This window comes from Streptomyces sp. bgisy027 (genome assembly GCF_057710365.1).
This window is the reverse complement of the sequence record NZ_JBYIVZ010000078.1, coordinates 1-24,355: the sequence shown is the minus strand read 5'-3', so window position 1 is coordinate 24,355 and position 24,355 is coordinate 1. Positions and strand designations below refer to the sequence as shown.

At 71.7% G+C, this 24,355-nt stretch carries 19 protein-coding genes, 3 tRNA genes and 1 pseudogene; 12 read left to right on the top strand and 11 right to left on the bottom strand.

Annotated features, from left to right (window positions below):
* The first annotated feature begins 56 nt into the window (after positions 1-56).
* Positions 57-143: transfer RNA gene (locus tag AC3ETA_RS44650), tRNA-Ser, on the top strand.
* A 191-nt stretch (positions 144-334) separates the two neighbouring features.
* Here the strand turns inward: AC3ETA_RS44650 and AC3ETA_RS44645 are convergent.
* Positions 335-999, bottom strand: a pseudogene (locus AC3ETA_RS44645) (GntR family transcriptional regulator); the annotation flags it as partial.
* Positions 1,000-1,049: 50 nt separating this feature from the next.
* On the opposite strand from AC3ETA_RS44645, the gene AC3ETA_RS44640 reads away from it, so the two are divergent.
* From AC3ETA_RS44640 to AC3ETA_RS44630, 3 genes are all read left to right on the top strand, one after another.
* Entirely contained in the window at positions 1,050-1,361 is a 312-nt protein-coding gene (locus AC3ETA_RS44640; RefSeq protein WP_432198627.1) for a hypothetical protein, read from the top strand.
* Between the two features lie 18 nt (positions 1,362-1,379).
* Complete coding sequence (locus AC3ETA_RS44635) at positions 1,380-1,760, top strand: hypothetical protein (protein ID WP_432198609.1); 381 nt, start codon at positions 1,380-1,382, stop codon at positions 1,758-1,760.
* 175 nt (positions 1,761-1,935) lie between these two features.
* Complete coding sequence (locus tag AC3ETA_RS44630; protein ID WP_432198608.1) at positions 1,936-2,406, top strand: hypothetical protein; 471 nt, start codon at positions 1,936-1,938, stop codon at positions 2,404-2,406.
* 162 nt (positions 2,407-2,568) lie between these two features.
* Here AC3ETA_RS44630 and AC3ETA_RS44625 read toward each other — a convergent pair whose 3' ends face one another.
* From AC3ETA_RS44625 to AC3ETA_RS44615, 3 genes are all read right to left on the bottom strand, one after another.
* Positions 2,569-3,108, bottom strand: coding sequence for a hypothetical protein (locus tag AC3ETA_RS44625; protein WP_432198607.1), 540 nt, complete (start codon positions 3,106-3,108; stop codon positions 2,569-2,571).
* Positions 3,109-3,183: 75 nt separating this feature from the next.
* Positions 3,184-3,615 carry a hypothetical protein gene (locus AC3ETA_RS44620; RefSeq protein WP_432198606.1) on the bottom strand — a complete coding sequence of 144 codons (432 nt, stop codon included), beginning with the start codon at positions 3,613-3,615 and terminating at the stop codon, positions 3,184-3,186.
* 145 nt (positions 3,616-3,760) lie between these two features.
* Complete coding sequence (locus AC3ETA_RS44615) at positions 3,761-4,627, bottom strand: bifunctional DNA primase/polymerase (RefSeq protein ID WP_432198605.1); 867 nt, start codon at positions 4,625-4,627, stop codon at positions 3,761-3,763.
* A gap of 378 nt (positions 4,628-5,005) precedes the next feature.
* Here AC3ETA_RS44615 and AC3ETA_RS44610 point away from each other — a divergent pair, with 378 nt between their 5' ends.
* The 6 genes from AC3ETA_RS44610 (at position 5,006) to AC3ETA_RS44585 (ending at position 11,234) form a co-directional block, all read left to right on the top strand.
* Positions 5,006-5,332, top strand: a complete 327-nt coding sequence (locus AC3ETA_RS44610; RefSeq protein ID WP_432198604.1) for a hypothetical protein — start codon at positions 5,006-5,008, stop codon at positions 5,330-5,332.
* Between the two features lie 349 nt (positions 5,333-5,681).
* Positions 5,682-6,854, top strand: coding sequence for a bifunctional MaoC family dehydratase N-terminal/OB-fold nucleic acid binding domain-containing protein (locus AC3ETA_RS44605; RefSeq protein WP_432198603.1), 1,173 nt, complete (start codon positions 5,682-5,684; stop codon positions 6,852-6,854).
* Complete coding sequence (locus tag AC3ETA_RS44600) at positions 6,851-7,312, top strand: MaoC family dehydratase (protein WP_432198602.1); 462 nt, start codon at positions 6,851-6,853, stop codon at positions 7,310-7,312. Before AC3ETA_RS44605 ends, AC3ETA_RS44600 begins: the two co-directional genes overlap by 4 nt.
* Positions 7,309-8,475: a lipid-transfer protein gene (locus AC3ETA_RS44595; protein WP_432198601.1), complete on the top strand. Its 1,167-nt coding sequence runs from the start codon at positions 7,309-7,311 to the stop codon at positions 8,473-8,475. The genes AC3ETA_RS44600 and AC3ETA_RS44595 overlap by 4 nt, the downstream gene beginning before the upstream one ends.
* A 146-nt stretch (positions 8,476-8,621) precedes the next feature.
* A complete protein-coding gene (locus tag AC3ETA_RS44590) occupies positions 8,622-9,182 on the top strand; it encodes a SigE family RNA polymerase sigma factor (protein ID WP_432198600.1) in 561 nt (186 codons plus the stop codon).
* Between the two features lie 408 nt (positions 9,183-9,590).
* Entirely contained in the window at positions 9,591-11,234 is a 1,644-nt protein-coding gene (locus AC3ETA_RS44585) for a long-chain fatty acid--CoA ligase (RefSeq protein WP_432198625.1), read from the top strand.
* 97 nt (positions 11,235-11,331) lie between these two features.
* Here the strand turns inward: AC3ETA_RS44585 and AC3ETA_RS44580 are convergent, their stop codons facing one another.
* Positions 11,332-15,816 (bottom strand): PAS domain-containing protein, encoded by a 4,485-nt coding sequence (locus AC3ETA_RS44580; RefSeq protein ID WP_432198599.1) that lies wholly within the window; start codon positions 15,814-15,816, stop codon positions 11,332-11,334.
* 397 nt (positions 15,817-16,213) lie between these two features.
* Entirely contained in the window at positions 16,214-16,705 is a 492-nt protein-coding gene (locus tag AC3ETA_RS44575; protein WP_432198624.1) for an SSI family serine proteinase inhibitor, read from the bottom strand.
* 169 nt (positions 16,706-16,874) lie between these two features.
* Here AC3ETA_RS44575 and AC3ETA_RS44570 point away from each other — a divergent pair.
* Both AC3ETA_RS44570 and AC3ETA_RS44565 read left to right on the top strand, forming a co-directional pair.
* Positions 16,875-16,965, top strand: a tRNA-Ser gene (locus AC3ETA_RS44570).
* 220 nt (positions 16,966-17,185) lie between these two features.
* Positions 17,186-17,258 (top strand) — tRNA-Arg (locus tag AC3ETA_RS44565).
* 110 nt (positions 17,259-17,368) lie between these two features.
* Here AC3ETA_RS44565 and AC3ETA_RS44560 read toward each other — a convergent pair.
* The 5 genes from AC3ETA_RS44560 to AC3ETA_RS44540 all read right to left on the bottom strand — a co-directional run bounded on the left by AC3ETA_RS44560 (position 17,369) and on the right by AC3ETA_RS44540 (position 24,290).
* Positions 17,369-18,382: an MASE1 domain-containing protein gene (locus tag AC3ETA_RS44560; protein ID WP_432198623.1), complete on the bottom strand. Its 1,014-nt coding sequence runs from the start codon at positions 18,380-18,382 to the stop codon at positions 17,369-17,371.
* A 26-nt stretch (positions 18,383-18,408) separates the two neighbouring features.
* Positions 18,409-19,308, bottom strand: a complete 900-nt coding sequence (locus AC3ETA_RS44555) for a PP2C family protein-serine/threonine phosphatase (RefSeq protein ID WP_432198598.1) — start codon at positions 19,306-19,308, stop codon at positions 18,409-18,411.
* A gap of 203 nt (positions 19,309-19,511) precedes the next feature.
* Positions 19,512-22,523, bottom strand: coding sequence for a SpoIIE family protein phosphatase (locus tag AC3ETA_RS44550; protein ID WP_432198597.1), 3,012 nt, complete (start codon positions 22,521-22,523; stop codon positions 19,512-19,514).
* Between the two features lie 84 nt (positions 22,524-22,607).
* On the bottom strand, positions 22,608-23,225 hold the full coding sequence (locus AC3ETA_RS44545; RefSeq protein WP_432198596.1) for a GtrA domain-containing protein: 618 nt from the start codon (positions 23,223-23,225) through the stop codon (positions 22,608-22,610).
* A 237-nt stretch (positions 23,226-23,462) separates the two neighbouring features.
* The gene (locus AC3ETA_RS44540) at positions 23,463-24,290 is read right to left on the bottom strand and encodes an NAD(P)H-binding protein (protein WP_432198595.1); all 828 of its coding nucleotides are present in this window, start codon (positions 24,288-24,290) and stop codon (positions 23,463-23,465) included.
* Between the last annotated feature and the right edge of the window lie 65 nt (positions 24,291-24,355).

The window sequence follows — 24,355 nt, the reverse complement described above, 5'->3', positions numbered from 1 at the left end:
CCCAGCGCACGAGGCCGGTACGCTGTACCCGCTCCGCCCCTGGTGGGCGAGGACGAGGTGGGTTGCCCGAGCGGCCTAAGGGAACGGTCTTGAAAACCGTCGTGGCAGCGATGTCACCGTGGGTTCAAATCCCACACCCACCGCAGATGAACGGCCCCTGACCAGGCGATATGGTCGGGGGCCGTTGCTTTGCCCGCTGCCGTCCGACCCCGCCCTTCCCCTCTGGTTTCCCGGTCTGTCGGGCACGGAGGGAGCACGCGGAGGGCACGTCCGAGGCGCGAGGCGCGGCTTCCAAAGATCCAATCGGCGGGCGGCCGGCCGCCCGCTCGCTGACGTTGATCAGGATCTCGTAGACGATCTCGCAGTGAGCGGCGGGCACGACGATGTCCGCCGTCTCAACCGGCCGACCCTGGTCGCTGTAGTACGTCCGCCGGACGTGCGTGACGAGTGCGGCCTTCTGAATGCCGAGCAGTGACGCCTCCTCGGCGGTCGCCTGCCCCGGCTCGGGCTGCTCCACGGCATGGCTGACCATGACCCCGATCGCGGCCATCCGGTTCACGACTCCGGCCCCGGCGTGCGGGCCTCCCTCGGGGAGGACCACCAGCGTGTCGGCGGTGAGGTCGTACGGCTCCCAACTCGTCGACAACTGGATGGGCCGCCGTCCGCCAGGAACTCGTACGTAGTCCGGACGCACAGCTCACCCTCAGCGATGCCGAGCCGCGCCGCGATGTCGTCAGGCGCCGGCACCTTGGCGTCCGTCCGGCTCTCCCAGTTGCCCTGCCTTCCCACGGCCTTCATGTCCGCCCGGAACGGCGACCCGCTGGGCTGCTCCCGCGCCGACGACCGCACGACCCGCACGCGATGCCGGGGCTCGGCGACGTAGGTACCGGACCCTGCACGGCCCTCCAACACACCCTGGGAGATCAGCAACTCCTGCGCCCGCCGGACCACGTTCTCGCCCACGCCGCACTCCTCGCCGCCGACGAGGTTGCCGATGATGCTCGATGGGAAGCCCTGCTCGACACAATGATGTCCATCCCGAGGACGTCTTGGAGCAGGGGGACGCAGCGACCATCGCCTACCTGAAGCAACAGGAGCAGAAGCGGGGTCAGGCACAACTTCGTTTCGGCTGGCCCAGCTTCGGGTGCATGGGCGCGGTTGCGGTGGCCATCGGCACCATTTTGCTCCCCGCCGCGAAGATGGTGAAGATCGTGAAGGTGGCGAAGCGCGTCGGGGTCAAGCGGATCGTGAGCGCGATCAAGGCCATCCGGAAGGGCAAGGGGCACACCCTCGCCAACGACCTTCAGTGGATCGGCGCCCAGCTCCTGGGACTTGAAGGGGTCAAGGCGGCCTGCGCCTAGCACAACCGGAGGAAAGTCATGCTGGCAGCAAACATTGTCTTCGCTTGCGAAACCCTACTGGTCGTGGCAGGCATCATCTGGATGCTCGCAGTCGTCCGCACCAATGCAAGGGTCGCAGGGGCCGACCGGCCTCGACTTGGCCTCATCCAGCCGACCGGAGAGCTGATCACCGCTGCGGCACTCAGCCTCGGCGCGGGGTGGGCTATTACGCGACACTCCGTACCCAACTTGCTGGTGCTCGCCATTCTCGGAATTGCTCTCCCTGCCATGGCAGGCATGGCCCTTGCGCTGATGATCCGTCAGGAAGAGTCGCCGATGCGTGGCGTACGTGGCTGGCTGGTCGTGCTCGTTCCCGTCGTCGGAGGCGCAACCGCCGGTCTGGCACCTCAGCTGTTCTGATCAGTGGACCAACTGCGTCCGGCGGGGCATCGTCCCACCGGACAAGGAAGGAACGCCTCGTGACCGCGAACGGTCGGGGCGTTCCTTCGCGTTGTGAGTGGGGCAGTTCGATCTATTGCGTTGATCAGGTCTGAGGCATGCTGTGTAAATGACAAGGGGGTGGAGGCGCAACATCGTGGCCTACAGCGTGTTTACCCTGCTGGGTGCCGCGGCGGTGGTCTGGACTGTGATCACTGGTCTCGCGCGGCTGGACTTGCTGGGGGACGCTGTCCAGGTTCGGCTCACAGAGTGCCACCGGGAGGGCGGAGGGCGTGGGGGGAGCCACTCTGTTTGCAGCGGCCCACTGGTGGGTGACGAGATGCAGACGGTGGAGATCCAATACGAAGGACACCCGGGAGAGGTCATTCGTGCGGCGCAGAAGCCGTGGGGCTCCTACGAGCCGGTGGAAACGGGCTTCGTCGCGTGGGGCATCTGGGTGCTGACGCCTGTTGTTTGCCTCATGGGGACAGCCGCTGCGGGCGTGCTGACGGTCAGAGAGATACGCCGAGTACGGCGGGGGTCCAGTGGTCATGTCCGCGCCTCAGGGGCACGCGGCGGGCACGACGACGATGACGACGACTCCTCCGAGGCGGTCGCACCCGTCTGACCTGCGTCGGAGCGATCAGCGCACATGATCATCGAAAGACTTGGAAACCGTAGTGGCAGCGCTGTCACCGTGGGTTCAAATCCCACCCCCACCGCGCAGCTGAACAGCCTCTGACCAGGCAAGACGGCCGGTGGTCGTTCCGTTGACACGCAAGGGGCACGGTCACCCTTCGCCCTGACCTGGTGCCGTGAGATCCACCCATACCCAAGGCTCGAAGTGCCAGGTACGCACTTCACCTATGACGAGGTCGACGGTCGCTCCCACCGGGGGCAGCTCCTCGGCGAGTCGCCGCACGCCAGGTTCGCTTCCTCGGCGAATCACGTCCAGGGAGGCGCCTACCGGCTCGTATTCGCCGAGCTCCGCGGAGAGCCCCCATGGCTGGTGACTGGTGATCGTTGCCTGGACTGTCTCGCCTTGCCGAAGCTCGCTGAGGGGTCGCCGTGATTCATCTGCCATGGTGGCATCCTCCTCCGCAACCAAGTCCCAGATCACGGGGTCCGGCACGAGGTCCGGCACGGGGCCCGGCTCGGTCTCCGCCCGGTCCGGCACCCAGGTGCCGTCCGCGGTCCGGCGTACCGCCCAGCGGAGCGACCCCGGCTCCCACAGGGAGTCCTCGGGCCGGAGCCGTTCGAGGTGGTACTCGACCAGCGCCCAGGTCGGATCGAACTGCCCGCGCAGCAGGTCGCGTTGGGAATCGGTCACCGGCCGACCCTGGCATACGGACCGGACGCCCTGGCAAGCCGTTTCCCCGCCGAGCCGGCCTCTCCCGTGTACGCGTTAGAGCTCGTAGTCCCGCGCCAGCCCCTCCCAATCGACCTCCCGCAACGCCTCCTCCGCGTCACAGCCCGACGGCACGCGGGTCGTCGGCTGGAACCAGACGATCGTCAGGATCGAGCGGTGCAGGACCGGGTCGTGGGCGGGGTCGAGGGCCGTGGAGTGGAACGCGCCCACGCACGCCACCTGCGGCAGCACCTCGACCGGCCCGAACGCGCCGGCGTACTGGTCGGGATACTCGCGCGGCGGCGGCACGAGGTGCACCGGCGCCGAGGGCCGGTCGCGTTCCGCGGCGCTGATGAGGCCCTTGATCTTCATCTCGTTGAGCGGCCTGCACGGGTAGCCCTCCAGGACGCCGCCGTACGTCGAGGAGAGCCGCAGCTCCGAGAGGTCGAGCGAGCGGCCGGACGTGAGGACGACCCTGGTCAGCGACATGGTCGGCACTCTAGGGCGGTGGTGCATCGAGCTCCCGTGAATTTCAGGGCCGGTCAGTCGCCCGACTCGGTGGAGGTCGGGGGCCGCACGCCGTCGGGGCGGTGGTTCGCGTGCGCCGGTCGGATCGATCGCTCTGTTGTGTCCGTCAGGGCCGATGCCCCGTCATCCGTGCCGCCGACGCGATCGTCGCCCGGGCCTCCCGTTCGGTCAGGCCCGTATTGAGGGCTGCCTCGACGAGCGGATCGACGAGCGCGGGCCCGATGCCGTCCTCGTACGCGCGGCAGGCCGCCCAGAACAGGCGGGTGTTGCGCTGGCCCTCGTGCGCGGCGAGCACGAACTGGACGAGGCCCTGGCCGTGACCGCCGGCCGACGGGGGCGCGGGGTGGTGCGTCCGGGGCGGGGGAAGCAGCAGGCGCAGGAGGGCGCGCGGACAGCGCGCGGGGACGATGTGGGCGGTGCCGGGAGCCGTGCTGTAGACGCCGTGGTCGGTGCGGGAGCCGGGGCCGACGAGGTAGCCGCCGGCGCCCCGGATGTCGATCCCCGGTGCGAGGCGGCCCGCCGAGTTGGGGACGACGACGTCGGGCGGGCCGGTCAGCCACAGGTGACGGCCGCCGCTGGGGGTCAGGACGACCACCGTGGGCGGAATCGTGAACAGATGACGCAGTGCCAGTTCGCGCAGGGCGGCGGAGGAGTCCGTACCGGACTTGGTGTCGAGGTCGATGCCGATCAGATGGTGCGGGGGCAGCCCGCAGGCGATCCCGTAGCCGGTCGCCCAGGGGGCGGCGGCGAAGAGTTCGCGGATGCGGGCGGGGTCGGTGGCGGCGTCGTAGACGCCGTGTCCGAAGCGGCCGCACTCGCCGTGGCAGGGCGCGGGGTCGGGGTCGTCGCGGTGGGGGGACCGCAGTGCCGGGAGCTTCGTCCGGGACAGCGGAATGACGGCCAGACCGCGCTCGGCGGCTGACAGGGCGTGTGCGAGGGCCAGCGTCGTGGCCTGCCGGGCTGTGGTGGCCATGCCTCCATGTTCGTACGAATGTTCGAAAAAAGAAAGAGGGATTGGCTGCGACCCGCCGACGACTCGCCGGTGGGTGGAGGGCCTGGCCGGAACTGAGCTGGAACCTTTCACCCCTTGTGCCGCTTGGGATGTGTGTGTCCGGACTGCCCTGGACTGGGAGTTGAGAGTGATGAAGGGGGTTTATCGACTTGTCCTCACGCTTGAGGGCGAATCGGGGCTTCCGGGGTGGTTCGCCGGGGATTCGGTGGGCAACTCTGATCTCGCGACGTCGTGAACGACTCCTGGGCGGTCGGCCAACCGCCGTGGGAAAAGCCGTACTTCATGCACCACCAATGCGTCCGGCGGGGAGCCTGGGCGCACCTGTTCTGGAGGAACAACATGGCAAGCATCCGTACTGCCCGCGTCATCGCAGCCGTCTCCGCCCTTCCGCTCGCGATCGCCCTGTTCTCCGGCGTCGCGACGGCGGACAACGGCGCCATCGCGGACAACGGATCCAGCGCGGCTGTCACGAACGCCGCTCAGGGCCTCATCGGCAGCGGGGTCGGCGGCGACAACTGGGGCAACTCGTCCACGACCCAGCAGCAGGCGACCGGCTCCGGTGCCTCGAACCAGAGCAACACCGCCCAGGTCAACGGCTCGGCCTTCACGTCCGTCAACCAGGGCAACGACAACACGTCGGTCAACTTCACCCCTCTCTGGTGGTGAGCTGAGAGGACCGATGCCCCGGTGCTCAGGCATCGGCCCTCTCGGAACCGTGGGTGTGCTGTGGGGTGTAACGCGTCTGCGCGGCGGTACTTAGGTACCGCCGCGCAGGCGTTTTCGCGTGTGGGAGCTCCTGCCTTCGGGGTGGCTCCCGGGTGCGGCTGCGCGGGTGCTCGCATCGGCCTTGACAGTGCAACGCATCTGACGGACAGTCAGAAATCTTGGTGGGGCAGCCGAAAGTTCTCCGGGACTCGTGGGAACCGGATCGGCACTCGCGGTGTACCAGAAGTGTCAGCGCGATGCGTCGTGGGGCGATGAGGACGAGGGGGCGACGGTGGGTTACGGGCCGGGGGTGAGCCACGAGGTGGCGGCGGACGACGAGCTCGACACACGGCTGAAGTCATACGAGGGCCGGTCCGCCGCGGTGGCGCGTGCGGGCAAGGACCCCGTGAACGCGCCCATGATCCGGCACTGGTGCGAGGCGATGGGCGACACCAACCCTGCGTACTCGGGGCCCGACGCCATAGCGCCGCCCACCATGCTCCAGGCATGGACCATGAGCGGCCTCACCGGCCAGCCCGGCCGCGCGCACGCCTACGACGAACTGCTCGGCCTGCTCGACGAGGCGGGCTGCACGTCGGTGGTCGCGACCGACTGCGAGCAGGAGTATCTACGACCCCTGCGCCCGGGGGACGAGATCACCTTCGACTCCGTCATCGAGACGGTGTCGGAGAGGAAGACGACAAAGCTCGGCACCGGCTACTTCGTCACCACCCGCACCGACATCCACGTCGGCCCCGACCTCGCGGGCACCCACCGCTTCCGCATCCTCAAGTACGCACCCGTACGCCCGGAGACATCACAGCCACGTCCGGACAGCGACCGTCAGCCGCAGGCGGGCAGTGACCGCAAGCCGCAGCCGGACAGCGACCGTCAGCCCCACCCGGGCGGTGACCGTCAGCCCCACCCGGTCAGCAACCGCAAGCCGCAGCCGGACAGCGACCGCATGCCCCGCCCGGTCAGTGACCGCAGGCCGCAGCCGCACGGCGACCGTCAGCCCCGCCCGGTCAGCGACCGTCAGCCCCGCCCGGTCAGCGACCGCAAACCGCGGCCCACTCGCCCCCGCCCCGTCGTCAACCGCGACAACGCCGGCTTCTGGGAGGGCGTCCGGCGCCACAGGCTCCTCATCCAGCGCTGCACCGCCTGCGGCACGCTCCGCCACCCCTGGCTGCCGGGCTGCAACGCCTGCGGGGGCCCGGACTGGGACACGGTCGAGGCGTGCGGCGAGGGGACCGTCTATTCGTACGTCGTGATGCACCATCCCCCGTTCCCGGCCTTCGACCCTCCCTACGCGGTCGGCCTGATCGAGCTGTCCGAGGGCGTGCGGATGATCGGCAGTGTGCGGGGGGTGCCGTACGACGAGGTGCGGATCGGGATGTCGGTGCGGCTCGAATTCCACCGGTACGACGAGGAGTTGGTGCTGCCGATCTGGCGTGCCCGGGACTCCGAGGAGGCTGTCGCATGAGCGCCGACGAGGGGATGAGGACGAAGAGGAGCCGGGTCAGGGCCGGTGACGAACTGCCGCCGCTGAAGATCCCGATCACCCGCACGCTGATCGTCGCCGGGGCCATCGCCTCCCGTGACTACCAGGACGTGCACCACGACACGGAGTTGGCCCATCAGAAGGGCTCTCCCGACATCTTCATGAACATCCTGACGACCAACGGCCTGGTCGGCCGCTACATCACCGACCACTTCGGACCGACGGCCGTCCTGCGCAAGGTGGCCATACGACTGGGGGCGCCCAACTACCCGGGAGACACGATGGTGTTGACGGCCAGGGTGGAGGAGATCGACGGCGACACGGCGACGGTACGGGTGGTCGGGGCCAACGGCATCGGCAAGCACGTGACCGGCACGGTGACCGTGACAGTGCCGGCGGGAGGACCGTCCGCCACCGCCGCCGCGGAGGGCCAGGCATGAGCGTGCGCGAGCGGGACGCTCTGGGCGGTCGGGCGGCGATCGTCGGTGTCGGGGCCACCGAGTTCTCCAAGGACTCCGGGCGCAGCGAACTCCGGCTGGCCGTGGAGGCGGTAGGGGCCGCGCTGGACGACGCGGGGCTGACGCCCGGGGACGTGGACGGGCTGGTGACGTTCACGATGGACACCAGTCCGGAGATCACCGTGGCGCAGGCGTGCGGGATGGGGGAGCTGTCCTTCTTCTCCCGTGTCCACTACGGCGGCGGCGCGGCCTGCGCGACCGTCCAGCAGGCGGCGCTGGCGGTCGCGACCGGTGTCGCGGAGGTGGTGGTCTGCTACCGGGCCTTCAACGAGCGGTCGGGCCGCAGATTCGGCTCGGGCGTGCAGCACCGGGAGCCCTCGGCGGAGGGCGCGGCGCTCGGCTGGTCGCTGCCGTTCGGGCTGCTCACCCCGGCGTCCTGGGTGGCGATGGCGGCGCAGCGCTATCTGCACACTTACGGGCTGACGCCGGAGGCGTTCGGGCATGTGGCGGTGGTGGACCGCAAGTACGCGGCGACCAACCCGGCCGCGTACTTCCACGGCAGACCCATCACCCTCGCCGACCACGCGGCCTCGCGCTGGATCGTCGAGCCGCTGCGGCTGCTGGACTGCTGCCAGGAGACGGACGGCGGACAGGCGATCGTCGTCACGTCCGTCGAGCGGGCGCGGGATCTGCCGCACGCACCGGCCGTCATAGCGGCCGCGGCCCAGGGTGCAGGGCGCGGGCAGGAGCAGATGACGAGCTTCTACCGGGACGACCTCACCGGCCTGCCGGAGATGGCCGTGGTGGCGCGGCAGCTGTGGCGGACGGCGGGGCTGGGGCCCGGGGAGATCGACGTGGGGATCCTGTACGACCACTTCACTCCGTTCGTGCTGATGCAGCTGGAGGAGTTCGGGTTCTGCGGGAAGGGGGAGGCCCCGGGCTTCGTGGCCGAGGAGCGGCTGCCGCTCAACACCCATGGGGGCCAGCTCGGAGAGGCGTATCTGCACGGGATGAACGGAATCGCGGAGGGGGTGAGGCAGGTGCGGGGGACGTCCGTGAACCAGATATCGGGGGCCGAGCGGGTGCTGGTGACGGCCGGGACGGGAGTGCCGACATCGGGGCTGGTGCTTGCTGTTGACGGGTGACCCTCAGGGGTAATCCCGCAGTAGGCGTCCTTCCCTCGTCCACCTTCAGGAGGTGGAGTCAGCCCCACCCCTACAACCTGAGGCGGACGTGGCTTCGGCACCTGCGGCCGATCCGCCGAAGTAGGGGTCGCTCATAGCGTGGAGCCATGACCACACCCGTCTGCACCAGCGCTTCCGACGCCGCGACGCGGTCCCTGCCGAGCGCGACGTATCCGTCCTTCACGTCGTACGTACGGGCCCGCCAGCCGGTGCTGCTGCGTACCGCCCGCTCGCTCACCGCGAACCCGAGCGACGCGGAGGACCTGCTGCAGACCGCGCTGACCAAGACCTACGTCGCCTGGGAGCGCATCGAGGACCACCGTGCCCTCGACGGCTATGTGCGCCGGGCGCTGCTCAACACCCGGACCTCGCAGTGGCGCAAGCGCAAGGTCGACGAGTTCGCCTGCGACGAGCTGCCCGAGCCGGAGCCGGTCTCCGGCCGGGACGCCGACCCCGCCGAGCAGCAGGCGCTGCACGACGCGATGTGGCGGGCGATCATGCGGTTGCCGGCGCGGCAGCGGGCGATGGTCGTCCTGCGGTACTACGAGGACCTCAGCGAGGTCCAGACGGCCGAGGTGCTCGGGGTCTCCGTGGGCACGGTGAAGTCGGCGGTGTCGAGAGCGCTCGGCAAGCTGCGCGAGGACCCGGAGCTGGGCCTGGTCCGGTAGGGCCCGGCGCGGTCGGCGGTGGGTCCTCCCTTCACCTCCGGCGGTGAGCCCTCCCTTCACCTCCGGCGGTGGGTCCTCCCCCCGGCGGTGGGTCCTCCCTTCACCTCCGGCGGTGAGTCCTCCCCACCCGGCGGTGAGCCCTCCCATCAGCCCCGGCGGTGGGTCCTCCCCCCGGCGGTGAGCCCTCCTATCACCCCGCGCGGTGAGCCCTCCCCCCGGCGGCAGAGCCCCGTCTCCCCCCTACCGGCAGAGCCCTCTCACCCCTACCGGCAGAGCTCTGTGAACGCAACGTGACATGATCGATCGCCCAGCCCTAGTGACATACCGCGCGGTATGCGCGCAGAATCTCCGCAACCCTTACTACCGCGTAGGCAATGTCGCCCCCGGGAGGACGCCGTGCTGAGCACTATGCAGGACGTACCGCTGCTGATCTCGAGGATCCTGGCCCACGGGTCCACGATCCACGGCACATCGCAGGTCACCACCTGGACCGGTGAGGCCGAGCCGCACCGCCGGTCCTTCGCAGAGGTCGGAGACCGCGCGGCCCAGCTGGCGCACGCCCTGCGCGATGACCTGGGCGTGGTCGGCGACGAGCGGGTCGCGACCCTGATGTGGAACAACGCCGAGCACGTCGAGGCCTACTTCGCGATCCCCTCCATGGGCGCGATCCTCCACACCCTCAACCTCCGGCTCCCGGCCGAGCAGCTGGCCTGGATCGTGAACCACGCCGCCGACCGGGTCGTCATCGCCAACGGCTCGCTCCTCCCCCTGCTCGCCCCGCTGCTCCCGCACCTCAAGCCGATCGAGCACGTGGTGGTGGCCGGTCCGGGCGACCGTTCCCTCCTTGAGGGCGCCTCCGTCCAGATCCACGAGTACGAGGACCTGATCGCCGGCAAGCCGACCACGTACGACTGGCCGGAGCTGGACGAGCGGCAGGCCGCCGCCATGTGCTACACCTCCGGTACCACGGGCGACCCGAAGGGTGTCGTCTACTCGCACCGTTCGATCTACCTGCACTCCATGCAGGTCAACATGACCCAGTCGATGGGCCTGACGGACCAGGACACCTCGCTCGTGGTGGTCCCGCAGTTCCACGTCAACGCCTGGGGCCTGCCGCACGCCACCTTCATGACCGGCGTCAACATGCTGATGCCGGACCGCTTCCTCCAGCCCGCGCCCCTCGCCGAGATGATCGAGCGCGAGAAGCCGACGCACGCGGCCGCCGTGCCCACCATCTGGCAGGGCCTGCTCGCCGAGCTCAACGCGAACCCGCGCGACGTCTCCACCCTCGGCCAGGTCACCATCGGCGGCTCGGCCTGCCCGCCGTCGCTCATGGCGGCGTTCGACGACCTCGGCATGCGGGTCTGCCACGCCTGGGGCATGACGGAGACCTCCCCGCTCGGCACCATCGCCCGGCCGCCGGCCCACGCGGTCGGCACGGAGGAGGAGTTCGCGTACCGGCTCACCCAGGGCCGCTTCCCGGCGAGCGTCGAGGCCCGGCTCACCGGCCCCGGCGGCGAGCGCATCCCGTGGGACGGCGAGTCGGCGGGCGAGCTGGAGGTGCGCGGCCCCTGGATCGCGGGCGCCTACTACAACGGCCCCGACGCCGAACCGCTGCGCCCCGCCGACAAGTTCAGCGAGGACGGCTGGCTGAAGACCGGTGACGTCGGCACCATCTCCCCCGACGGCTTCCTCACCCTCACCGACCGGGCCAAGGACGTCATCAAGTCCGGTGGCGAGTGGATCTCCTCGGTCGACCTGGAGAACGCGCTGATGTCCCACCCGGACGTCGCCGAGGCAGCCGTGGTCGCCGTCCCCGACGAGAAGTGGGGCGAGCGCCCGCTGGCCACGGTCGTCCTCAAGGAGGGCGCCAGCACCGACTTCGAGGCCCTGCGCAGCTTCCTCGCCGACGAGGGCAAGATCGCCAAGTGGCAGCTGCCGGAGCGGTGGACGGTCATCGCGGCGGTGCCGAAGACGAGCGTCGGCAAGTTCGACAAGAAGGTGCTGCGCAGGCAGTACGCCGAGGGCGGGCTGGACGTCACCAAGCTCTGACGGAGCGCCGAAGGGGAACTGTCGTCGGTCGGCCACGGGCTTTTCGTGGCTGGTCGCGCAGTTCCCCGCGCCCCTGTCGGGGCGCCCCCAGCGGGACCTAGTTGGTCCCGATCCGCGACAGCAGGTCCACGATCCGGGCCTGCACCTCGGCGCTCGTCGAGCGTTCCGCCAGGAACAGCACCGTCTCGCCGGAGGCCAGCCGGGGCAGGTCGGCCTGGTCGACGGCGGCCGTGTAGACGACCAGCGGGGTGCGGTTGAGCTGGCCGTTCGCACGCAGCCAGTCCACGATCCCGGCCCGGCGGCGGTGGACCTGCATCAGGTCCATCACGACCAGGTTCGGCCGGAAGTCGCCCGCCAGCATCACCGCGTCGGTGTCACCCGCGGCCCGCGCCACCTGCATCCCACGCCGTTCCAGCGTCGCGGTCAGCGCCAGCGCGATCTCCGCGTGCTCCTCGATCAGCAGAACGCGCGGCGGGTGCTGCTCGCTGTCCCGGGGGGCCAGCGCCTTCAGCAGTACGGCGGGATCGGCGCCGTACGCCGCCTCCCGCGAGGCCTGTCCGAGCCCCGCCGTCACCATCACCGGCACCTCGGCCGCGACGGCGGCCTGCCGCAGCGACTGGAGCGCGGTACGGGTGATCGGCCCGGTCAGCGGATCGACGAACAGCGCGGCCGGGAACGCCGCGATCTGCGCGTCGACCTCCTCGCGCGAGTGCACGATCACCGGCCGGTAGCCGCGGTCGCTCAGCGCCTGCTGGGTCGTCACATCCGGCGCCGGCCACACCAGCAGCCGCCGCGGGTTGTCGAGCGGCTCCGGCGGCAGTTCGTCGTCCATCGGCTGCGGACGCGGGGTGTCGGCCACCTCGACGGCCCCGCCCGGCCCGTCCAGCGGTTCGGGTCCCTCGGCGGCGTTCTCGTCCGGCGCGCCTATGGCGTACGACCGTCCGGCCGCCTCGGCCGCAGGCGCGAGCCGCGACTGTCCGGCCATCGACGGCTGCGGCTGCGGCTGGGGCTGCGCACCGGCCGACGGCTGCGGCTGGGCCCCGGGCATCGGCTGCTCGGCCGGCGGATGCGGCCGCGCCCCCTGCTCCGCCGAGCCACCGGCACGCGCGGCGGGGTCGGGCGGCGTACCCAGCTTGCGACGGCGTCCGCCGTTGGTCGGATGCAGGGGAGGAGTGGCCGACGACTGCGCGGCCGGTGAGGGCTGCTGCACCTGAGCGGCCTGCCGCGTGAAGGGCACGCCCTGCCCCAACGTCCGCACACTGATCGCGCGGCCCTGCGTCGAGTCCGGGTCGACGGGAGCAGCGGGAGCGCCGGGACCGGCCGGAGCGGCGGCTTCGGCGGGAAGGGGCTGCGCCGCCCGCTGCTGACCGGCCGCGGCCTCGGGAGGCAGGGGAGTACCCGGAGCGGGCGTGCCCTGCGGCTGTGCGGGCTGCGCGGGCTGTGCCTGCTGGGCGGCGTTCGGATTCGGCGGTACGGGGGTGGCGGCACCGTTCGGTGCCACGGCCGTCCCAGCGCCGGAGCTGTCGTCGGCACCGGCGGGCCACGGCTGCGGGGCAGGCACGCCCTGCGAAGGCACGCCCTGCGAAGGCACGCCCTGCGAAGGCACGCCCTGCGCGGGAACGCCCTGACCAGGGGTCGCCTCGACGGGCAGAGGCCCGCCCGGGGCGACGGCGCCCGGCGCGGGCTGGGCCTGACCACCGGCGGCAGGCACGGGCTGACCGGCGGCGCGCACGGGCTGCCCGGGCACCGGCTGCGCCAGCGCCGCCTGTCCCGGAATTGCCTGTCCCGGAATTGCCTGTCCTGGAATTGCCTGTCCTGGAACTGCCTGTCCCGGAGCGACCTGCCCCGGAATTCCTTGCGGCGGAACCTCCTGCGCGGCCGCGCCGACCGCTTCCGCGGGCGGAGCGACGGCACGCCGGCGACGCCCGGTCGGCGCGCTGGTGGGGTGGGGCTGCGGCGGGGTGTGATCGTCGGCCTGATCGAGCGGTACGGCATCGTGCCGGCCCTCGTCGCCCCGTACGCCACCCGGCGCGCCCTGCGCAGGCACCTGGGCCGGTGCCGGAGCCTGTCCCGGAACCGGAACCGGAACCGGAACCGGAAGCGGAAGCGGAGCCGGAAGCGGAGACACAGGAGAAGCCGGAGTCATCGAAGCAGCGGCAGCAGGGCTCGGCCCGGCGTGGCCCGGCCCCTCCGCCGTCTCGGCGGGCGCGCGGTCCGCCTCGGCCGGCGGCAGCGCGAACACCGTACGGGCCCCCGCCTCCTGCGCCTGCGCCTGCGCGGCGCTGCGCTCGGCCGCGGCGGCCAGGGCACGGCGACGCCGTCCGGTCGGCTGGGCGGCATCGCCCGGGGCGGCCGTACCGGAACCGGCGGCCGCCGGAGCCGTGTCGGCGGCCGGAGCGGGCAGGGCGGGCGGCAGCGCGTGCTGCTCCCCGCCGTCCCGCCGGGCACGTCGTCCACCGGGGCCGGGCACGCCCTGCGGCGGTACGGTCCCGCCCAGGCCGTTCCCGGTCGCGGCGGTCCCGGCGGCGTGCTCGGCGGCCGTCATGACGGCGCCCTCGGAGACACCGTCACCGCCGTCACCGCCGTCACCGCTGCCGTCCTCGGCGGGACGTCCACGGCGCCGTCCGGTGCCGCCGGAGACCTCGCCGCCACCGTCACCCGGGCCCGCGGGCAGTTCGGGCGTGGCGGCGGCACGCCTGCGCCGCCGACCGGTGGGCGCGGCCACCTCGGCGTCGGCGGAACCCTCGGCGTCGGCCTCGGGCGTGTCGCTCTCCAGGAAGGCGTCGACGGAGGACCGCCGGGCCCGCCGTCGTCCGGTACCGCCGCCCGCGGCGCCACTCTCGGTCCCGTTGGTCCCGTTGGTCCCGTCCCCGGTCCCGGCGGCATCAACGGCAACGGCCGGAGCTGCGGCAACGGCCCCCGCCCCACCCCCGATGGGTACTTCGAGGACGAACGCACTGCCGCTCATGCCGGGCACTTCGTGCGTCTGGAGCACTCCGCCGTGAGCCCGCACGATCCCGCGCACGATCGGCTCGTGCACCGGGTCTCCCCCGGGATACGGCCCGCGCACCTCGATCCGTACGACCTCACCGCGCTGCGCCGCGGCCACCACGACGGTGTTGTCCATGTAACCGCCCGCTGACACGGGCGAGTTGCCGGTCGCGTCGACCCCGGCGACGTCCGCGACGAGATGCGCGAGGGCGGTGGCCAGACGCTGCGGGTCCACCTCGGCCTCGATGGGCGGCGCGTGCACGGCGAACTGCACCCGGCCCGGGCCGATGAGGTCGACGGCGCCGTCGACACCCGCGGCGACCACGGCGTCGAGCATCACCTTCGTACGGACGACCTGATCGCCGCCGGAGTCCAGCTGCTGATAGCCGAGGACGTTGTCGATCAGCGTCGTGATCCGCGAGTAGCCGGCCGACAGATGGTGCAGCACCTGGTTGGCCTCGGGCCACAACTGGCCCGCGTCGTCGGCGGCGAGCGCGGCCAGCTCACGGCGCAGCTCGTCCAGCGGACCGCGCAGCGACCCGGCGAGCAGTGTCAGCAGCTGGTCGTGCCGCCCCGACAGCGCCTCGTACCGGTCCTTCTCGCGCTCACCGAGGGCGGCGTAGCGGTCCTCCCCGGCGGCGAGTTCCTCGGCGTGCCGCTCCTGGAGCTCCTCGACCTCGGTGACGTGCTTCTGCCGCAGGGCGGTCAGCTCGGAGGCGTGCTCCTCGGCGAGCCTTTCGAGTTCGTCCTCGTGCCGCTTCTGCTCGGAGTCCTTCTCCTCGGCCAGCGTGTCGTAGGGCCGCCGGTCGGTGAAGGTCATCACGGCGCCGACGAGCTGGTCGCCGTCGCGCACGGGCGCGGTCGTCAGGTCGACGGAGACCTTGTCGCTGGTCTTGGACCACAGCACCTGCCCGCGCACCCGGTGCTTGCGCCCGGAGCGCAGGGTGTCGGCGAGCGGGGACTCCTCGTACGGGAAGGGCGACCCGTCGGCACGGGAGTGCAGGACGAGCGTGTGCAGTTCGCGCCCGCCGAGGTCGCTGGCCCGGTATCCCAGTATCTGGGCGGCGGCCGGGTTGACTAGGACGATCCGCCCGTCGGTGTCGGTGCCGACGACGCCCTCGGAGGCGGCGCGCAGGATCATCTCGGTCTGCCGCTGCGAACGTGCCAGCTCGGCCTCGGTGTCGACGGTGCCGGAGAGGTCCCGTACGACGAGCATGAGCAGCTCGTCGCCGGTGTAGCCGTAGCCGTCGTAGGCCTGGCCGCCGTTCTCCAGATTCGCGGACGTGACCTCGACCGGGAACTCGCTGCCGTCGGTGCGCCGGGCCATCATCCGGGTCGGCTTGGTCCGGCCCTGCGGGTCCATGTGATCGGGCCGCCGCATCGACCCCGGGATGAGCTTGGAGTCGAACTGCGGAAGCAGATCGAGCAGCCCGCGCCCCACCAGAGCGGTCCCCGGGGCCTCGAAGGCCTCCAGCGCGATGGTGTTGGCGTTGACGACGGTCCCATTGGCGTTGACCAGCACCAACGCATCGGGAAGCGCGTCGAGTATGGCTGCGAGGCGAGCAGCGCCTCGGGATGGCCTGCTGCTCACGAGACGCTTCCTCCCTGTTACCGCACCTTGCCGACCGCTCGGGCCATCTTGCCAATCGGCCCGCGGCGTGTCACGCGAGGGAGTCTAAGGGTTGGGGTTGCGCTCGCGACGTCGGATGAGAGGGAGGTCGCACGACGAAGTGACCCAGAACGTATGACCGCGTGTGCCGTCGTCCTTCCCGCGTCCGCCCCCTGTCCATACCGACTTCGCGAGACCTTCGCGGGACTCTTGCGGATCCGGTGCGTCCGGTATGGAAAGCCTGTGCGACGGGGGACGGGTGAGGCCCCCGGCGGACCGCACATCGGACGTTCGTCTCATCGACGCCGCGTCCGGGCCCGCCGGCGACCTCCTCGGCTCTTGGGGGCTGCTCGGCGGCTCTTGGGGGCCGCTCGGCGCTCTACGACCGGCGCCCTTGCGCCCGCAGGTCGGGAAGCAGCGGCATGAGCCGGTCCCACCGGGCGATCTCGCACCCGTCGCTGCGGTCGTAGCGGGCGTCGACGGGGCGCCCGGCCCACGTCCCGGTGATACGGGCGGTCGCCGACCCGCCGTACTGCATGGTGCAGAAGGTGCCCTGCGGTACGGGGGCGAAGGCGTACCTGCCCCAGCGGGTGCCGCGGTCGAGCGCGGCGCAGGCGTCGGCGGCGCGGGGGTGGTCGCCGCCGGCCGGATGGCAGGTCAGCTCATGGGTCCCGTCGGCGCCGCCGGCGTTGCGCACGGTGACGGTGAGGTGGTCGCCGGCGCGATCGGGTCCCCTCACGGACGGGACGGCGGCGGGCGCGGCGGTCACGGGGGCGACGGCGGCGAGGCCTACGGCGGCGAGGGCGCCGGTGGCCGTGAGGAGGACGCGGCGAAGGCGGCCGGCCCGGGCGGAACGGTTGACCTGCAACATGACCTGACCAACGCCGGACACGGTCGGACGTTGCGGCCCTCGAAGCGCGCCGGGAAGGGCTTTGCCCTGCGACCTCTCCGCCTAGTACCGTGGGAGTCGATTGGTGACAGCACGCTCGACTGTGTCATCATCTGCACGCACCACTCGCGCTCGCGCGGGCGGCTGTGCTGGAGGCGTCGCCTAGTCCGGTCTATGGCGCCGCACTGCTAATGCGGTTTGGGCCTTAAAGCCCATCGAGGGTTCAAATCCCTCCGCCTCCGCGCTCGATCACGAAGCCCCGGTCCCTGGACCGGGGCTTCGTCGTTCACGCCACTCGGAGCCCCCGCCCCAGCACCCGCCCCTCGAACGCCTCAGAGGCCGTTTTCGCAGGTCACAAGGGGTGGACCAAACGGATTTCACATGGCGGCGGCAGTCATGTAATGTTCTTCCTGTCGCCGCGAGCGGGCCGGAAGGGCCGGGAGCAGCGGGAAAACACAACAAGCACTCGTAGCTTAACGGATAGAGCATCTGACTACGGATCAGAAGGTTGCAGGTTCGAATCCTGCCGAGTGCACATCGGATCAGAGGCCCCGGAGAAATCCGGGGCCTCTGGTGTTTTCGGTGAAGTGCCCGGGGGCGGCCGACGGTTCGGGGTGGCGGCGCGTGTTCGGTGGGCGCCGGGGGCTACTTGTTGCCCTTGTCGTCTTCCATGCGCAGGGCCGCGTGGTGGTTCAGGGGCTGGTCCGGGACCAGGTGGGACAGGGCCTCCGTGAGGCGTTCGCAGGCTTCTCTCAGGGCGCGGACCGTTTGGTTGCGTTCGGCGACGGTGGCGGACAGGAGCAGGCACGTCAGGGCCACGGTGCCGTTGAAGGCCTGGAGGATGACCATCTTGGCCAGGAGGTCCTGGCCGGAGAACGGTCCCACGCCTGCCGCGCCGGCGAAGATCGCGACCACCGAGGTGATCAGTGCGCAGGGCGCGGCGCCCGGGAGTTGGAAGCGGAAGGCCGCCCAGATCAGGAAGGGGACGACGAGGAAGAGGAGGGTTAGGGAGCTGCGGGTGGCCAGGAGGGAGACCGCGGTCGTGCCGGCCAGCAGGGCCGCCGCCTCGATCCAGCGCAGCACCCGGACGTCGTGCGGCCGGCGCAGGGTGCGTGCGGCCAGCAGCAGGGGTGCGATGACGAGGACACCCATCGCGTCGCCGGTCCACCACACCGACCAGGTCGGCCAGAAGTCGTCGGCCGCCAGCGCCGGGGAGGCCACGAGGACCCCCGTGCCGATCGTCGCGCTGATCACCATCCCGCCCAGGGCGCCGAGGAAGACCAGGGCCAGGGCGTCCTGGAGTCGGTCCAGAGTGAGGCGGAAGCGCGCTCGCCGCAGCATCAGGCAGGCGCAGACCGGCGCGATCGTGTTGCCGGCGACGATGGCGAGCACGGGCAGGGCCGACGGTCCGAGCGGCGCGTTTACGGCGAGCGCGCCGAGCGCGATGCCCGGCCACATGCGCAGGCCCCACATCAGCAGGGCGACCAGGGCGATGCCGGTCGGCGGCCAGAAGGGCGTGACCTGGCCCCGTACCAGCTGCTGTTCCAGGCCCAGCTTGGCGCTGCCGTAGTACGCGGCGGCGACGACGGTCAGCAGCAGGGCGTGGGTCGCGTAGTCGCGGAGCCGGAGCCGGGGGCGCTCCGACTGCTGCGGGGTCATGGGGGCGACCAGTCCGTACACGGCGCTCACCCTTCGCCGGGATCGACGAAGCCGCCGGGATCGGCGAAGCTGCCGAGGTCACCGAGGTCACCGAGGTCACCGAGGTCACCGAGGTCGCCGTACCGCAGGACCAGGACCGCCGCGTCGTCGCTGTGGCCGGTCAGGTCCGCGACCTTGATCACCTCAGCGGCCAGGTCGGCGGGCTCGGCGCCGCAGCCGTCGCCGACCAGGTCGGCCACCCGCTTGAGGCCGTCGTCGATGGGATAGCCGGGGCCCTCCACCACGCCGTCGGTGAGCAGGACGAACGCGCCCGTGCCGGTCAGGTGCCGGCGGGACGACGGGTAGTGCTCGCCGGCGTTGATGCCGAGCGGCAGGCCGCCGTCGTCCAGGACGATCTCGCAGTGGCCGCCGGTCGTGGCCCAGACGGCCGGTACGTGTCCGGCGCGGGCGTCGCGCAGCTCCTTGGTGGCCGGGTCGAAACGCAGGAAAGTGCAGGTCACGAAGAGCTCGGAGGCCATCGCGACGAGCAGGTCGTTGGTGTGCGCCAGCACCTCCGCCGGGTCCGTGGTGGCGGTCGCGACGGCGCGCAGACAGGTGCGGACCTGACCCATGAGTGCCGCGGCCTCGACATCGTGGCCCTGGACGTCCCCGATCGCGAAGCCCACCGAGCCGTCCGGCATGCGGAAGCCGTCGAACCAGTCGCCGCCGATGTCCAGACCGAGTCGCGCGGGCGTGTACCGGCCCGCCGCCCGCAGCCACGGCACGTCCGGCAGCTCCGCGGTGAGCACCTGGCGCTGCAGCGCGGCGGCGAGTTCGACGCGTGCCTGGTGGAGCTTGATCTGGTCCAGGATCCGGCCGGTGAGATCCCCGAGCTCCTGGAGCAGCTCTCTGGTGGCACCGGCCGAATCGGTGCGGCGGTGGGCCATGGCATCACACCCCGTGTTCCTGCGGAGCGCTGTATACGGCGATACGTCGCATATGTGGCGCTTTCACGGTACCCCGCGGTGACGGGAGGGTCCTCCCTGGCTGACGAAGTGACTCAGTACTCAGTCCTGGCTGACGAAGTGATTCAGTACTCAGTCCCGGCTGACGAAGTGACTCAGTACTCAGTCCCGGCTGACGAACCGATTCAGTCCTGGTCGCCGAAGGCCAGCGCGTCCAGGTCCCCGTCGAAGGCATCCCCCAGCCCCGGCAGTCCCAGGAACATCCGCTCCAGCGGGTCGGCCGCCGCCTCCCCAGGTTCATCCCGTATGGCGTCCGGCGCCGTCTGGAGGGCCTGTTCCGTCCAGATGCACTTGCCGGTCGGTGTGTACCGGGTCCCCCAGCGCTGCGACAGCGCGGTGATCAGCTGGAGGCCGCGGCCCCCCTCGTCCGTCTCCGTCGCCCGGCGTATCCGCGGCATGGTCAGGCTGCCGTCGAAGACCTCGCAGATCAGGGTGGCGTCGTGCAGGAGCCGTAGCCGCATCGGGCCCTTGGCGTGACGGATGACGTTGCCCACCAGCTCGCTCGCCAGCAGTTCGGTGGTGGGGGTGAGGGCCTCCAGGTCCCATGCCACCAGCTGCTTGCGGATCAGGGTGCGGGCCTGGCCCGCCGCCCTCGGGTCCTTGGGGAGCGGCCAGGAGGCCATGCGGGAGTCGGGCAGCGCCTGCAGCCGGGCCAGGAGGAGGGCCGCGTCGTCGGCCGTCTGCTGGCCGGCGGGCAGCAGGGTCGAGGTGATCCGCTCGCAGAGCAGCTCAAGGTCCGTCGCCGTGCCGTCCGCGTGGGCGGTGCGCAGCACCTCGGCCAGGGCCGCCATGCCCTCGTCCATCTCGCGCCTGGACGACTCGACCAGTCCGTCGGTGTACAGCGCCAGCACGCTGCCCTCGGGGACCTGGACCTCCGTCGTCTCGAAGGGGGGCTCGGCCGCGCCCAGGGGCGGGTCGGCCGCAAGGGGCGGGAAGACGACGGTGCCGTCGGGGTGCAGCAGGGCCGGCGGCGGGTGGCCGGCCCTCGCTATGGAGCAGACGCGGGTCGTGGAGTCGTACAACGCGTACAGACACGTCACGTACGACTCCTCGCCCATCGCGCCGACGATGTCGTTGAGGTGGCTCATGATCTCGTCGGGCGGCAGTTCGAGGTCGGCCAGGGTGTGCACGGCCGTGCGCAGGCGGCCCATCGTCGCCGCCTCCGGCAGGCCGTGGCCCATGACGTCGCCGACGACCAGGGCGACCTGGCCGCCGGACAGCGCGATGATGTCGTACCAGTCGCCGCCCACGTCCATGCCCTGGCCGGCCGGCAGATAGCGGGCGGCGGCCGTGCAGGCGGGCAGGTCGGGCAGGTCCCGGGGGAGCAGGCTGCGCTGGAGCTCGCGGGAGCGGGTGTGCTCGGCGTCGAAGAGGCGGGCCCGCTCCAGGGCCTGGGCGACCAGGGCGCTGGTCGCGGTCAGCAGGGTGCGCTCCTCGTCGGTGAGGCGGCGCGGGTGGTCGAAGGTGACCGCGCAGATGCCGAAGGTGTGACTGTAGGCCGTCAGCGGGAGCAGCGCCCAGGACTGCTTGCCGGCGCGGGCGGGCAGATCGGCCAGCTCGGGGTACCGGGCGGAGAACTCGTGGGGGGTGGACAGGAACAGGGGCGTGCCGGCCAGGATCGCGTCCCACAGCGGGCTGGACTGCGTGCGCTCACGGCCGTCGAGGACGGCGAGGACGTCGTCCGGGTAGCCGACGGATCCGACGGTGTGCAGCCGGTCGCCCTCCACCGTCTGCACGACGAGACCGGACGCCTCGAAAGGCGGCAGCACTCCGCGTGCGACCGCGTCCACCACGTCCGTCGACGTCGTCGCCTTGGCGAGGGCCGCGGTCAGCTCCCCTATCCGGGCGGCGCGCTCGGTGGCCGCACGCTCGGCGGACCGGCGCTCCTCCTCCAGCCGCCGCCTCTCGGTGACGTCGGTGAAGTAGATGGTGCGGCCGTCGGGGCCCGGCACCAGCCGCAGATGGCACAGCCGGCCGTTCGGCAGTCGTACGTCGAAGCTCACCGACTTCTCCGCGGCGGCGGCCTGCCGGCAGCGGATCTCCAGGCCGGGCACCTGCTCGGCGGCGGGCAGGTCCCACAGCAGACAGCCGAACAGTTCCTCCTCGGAGTAGCCGAGGGTGCGCTCGGCCTCCAGGTTGGCGAAGGTGATGCGCCAGTCGTCGTCCATCGCCAGGAAGCCGTCGCTCATGTGCCGCAGGGCCCGGCTGAGGGCGTCACGGGCGGAACGGGGTTCGTTGCTGTCCCAGCCCACCCCGATCATCCGGTGCGGTTCGCCGTGCTCGTCGTACGTCGGTCTCGCGCGCGCCTGGGTCCAGCCCCAGGTGCCGTCCAGCTTGCGTACCCGGTACTCGGCCTCGAAGACCTCGCCGGTGCGGATCGCGCGGTCCGCCGCGGCGAGCGTCGGCGGCAGGTCGTCGGGGTGGACGCACCGCATCCAGTTCTCGACCTTGCCGGTGTAGTCCTGCGGCAGGGTGCCGTACAGCTCCAGGGCCGCCTCGTCCCAGATCAGTTCGCCGGTGCGGATGTTCCAGTCCCAGGAGCCGACGCTGACCTCCTTCAGGGCCTGGCGCAGGCGCTCGCCGTTGTGTTCGGGCTGCTGGGCGGGCCGTACGGGGCCGGTCGGAGGGGGCGCCTGGCCCATACGGTCCTCGGTCCAGGAGGCGACGGCGCGCAGGAACTCCCAGTGGTCGGGGCCCGGTTCGCCGGGTGCGTCCATCAGGACGCTGAGGGCGCCGGTGCCGCGGTTGCCGCTGTACAGCGGCAGTGCGGCGAGGCCGGCGCCGGGCCAGGCGGCCTCCGGGGAGTCGAGGTCCGGGGAGCCGGTGTCCAGGGAGTCGGTGTCCGGGGAGTCGGCGGCGCCGGCCGGGTTCAGCGGGACCCAGACGCCGTTGCCCTCGCGCAGCGCGAGCGCCGGGGCCAGGGGACCCTCCTGGCCGACGATCTCCCAGGAACGGGTGAGGGCGGGCGGGAGCCCGGCGGTCGACACCAGGCGCAGCGCGGACATCGGGCCCCGCAGGTGGATCATGCCGCCCAGCGCGCCCAGCTCGCCCACCGCGTGCTGGAGTGCCAGCCGGAAGACCTCGCTTTCCGCGACACCGGGGGCCACCGTGCTGAGCAGTGCCAGCCGAGCGTTCATGTCGCGGACTTTACCGTTCGGGCCCCGGGTAAACCCTTGCTTCGCAAGATCCTCACGGGTGCCGTGAAGTGCGCTGACGGGAAGTCAACAACTGCATGCGGCGGTGGAGTTGGGGCGTCGTGCGGTTGACGGCCAGGCGGCGGACGGGATCAACGCGGAGTGCGTGGGGGCCACTCGCGGACGCGTGGTGTCCGTCTGCGGGACCAGGCGGAGGTTCGGCTCGCCGGGCAGGAGCGTTTCGCTGCGCGTGGCGCGCGCGTCGCGCTCGCTCCGTTCGGCGAACACGAACAGCCGCAGGACCAGGAAGCGGCCGACGCCGGCCAGGCCGGAGGCGGTGAGGTAGACGGACTGTTCCCAGACCGTGCCGGGCGACGGCTGGACGGCGTGCAGGGCGAACATCGCGGCGGTCGTGGCCAGATAGGCGGCGAGGGCCGAGCCCGAGGACTGCAGGTGCCGCCGCCGGTCGGGGCGCCGGCCGGTGCCGAAGGTGAACAGGGCGTGCAACTCGGTGCACAGGAGCGTGCCGGCGACGGTGACCAGGGCGTTCGCGACCGCCCAGGGCATCGCCGCGGCCAGCATCGGTACGGCCGCGCTGGAGAGCAGACCGACACCGCCGCCGCACACCACGAACCGGACGAACGAGGAGAGGGGACCCGGCCTCGACGGCGCCGGGCTCGGCCTCGACAGGCACTGCGACTGCATGGCGGCTTCCTTCCTTCCGGGCGGGCGGCGTCCTCTACGGGATCCAGCTCATCCCGGCCCGGCTTCAGCGCGGCCTCAGGCAGGTGTCGCGCGGGTTTCAGCCGGTGCGGCGGCGACCGGGTCCGGCCGGGATCGACCGGGTCAACGATGCCGTCGTCGACGCACGGAAACGATGGAGTGGCCCACCGGACGGAAGGTGGGGCAGGCACCACCCCGACTCCCCCCGCTCGCCCCCGGCTACTTGAAGGCGCCGACATTGCGCTCCGCCCAGTCCGCGAACGACCGCGGCGGTCGGCGGAGGACGTGACCGACCGTCTGGCTCACCCGCCGCAGCGCGGCCGGTGGGGTGCTCAGCAGGTCGAGGGTGCTCTCGACGACCGGTTCGGGCATGGCGCGCAGCATGTGTTCGCGGGCCTGCGCGCGGGTCAGTTCGACGAACCGGACCGGCTCCCCCAGGGCCGCGCCGATCGCGGCGGTCTGCTGCCGGGGCGAGACCGGCGCCGGGCCGGTCAGGTCGTACACCGCACCGGCGTGGCCCGGTGCGCGCAGGGCCGCCGCCGCGACCTCCGCGATGTCGGCCGGGTCGACGGTGGGCAGGGCCGAGTCGCCGAAGGGGGCGGCGACCTCCCGTCGGGTGCGGACCAGGTCGGCCCACTGGAGGGCGTTCGAGTGGAAGGCGCCGGGCCGCAGCATCGTCCACTCCACGCCGGATGCCCTGACGGCGTCCTCCAGCGCCGAGGGGTGGTCGCCCGTGCCGACGCCCTGGGACGACAGCAGGACCACGCGCCGGACGCCCGATCCCCGTACGACGTCCAGTACGGCTCCGAGGTCGCCGCCGGCCGCCATGAAGTCGCCGGAGGTCAGCAGGAACAGGGCCTCGGCCCCGTCGAGCGCGGGTTTCAGGCGGTCGGGTTCGGTGAGGTCGGCCTGACGGTGGTAGATCCCCGCAGGCACGTCGTGGGCGGAGATCCGGCGGGAGACCGCCGTCACCCGCTCGCCCGCGTCCACCAGTGCCCGCACAAGTGGCCTTCCCACATTGCCCGTTGCTCCGGTCACCACGATCATCGTCGGTCTCCGTTCCGAGTTCGGATCTCGAACGGCGACGCTACTGTTGCGGGGGTAGTGGGTAC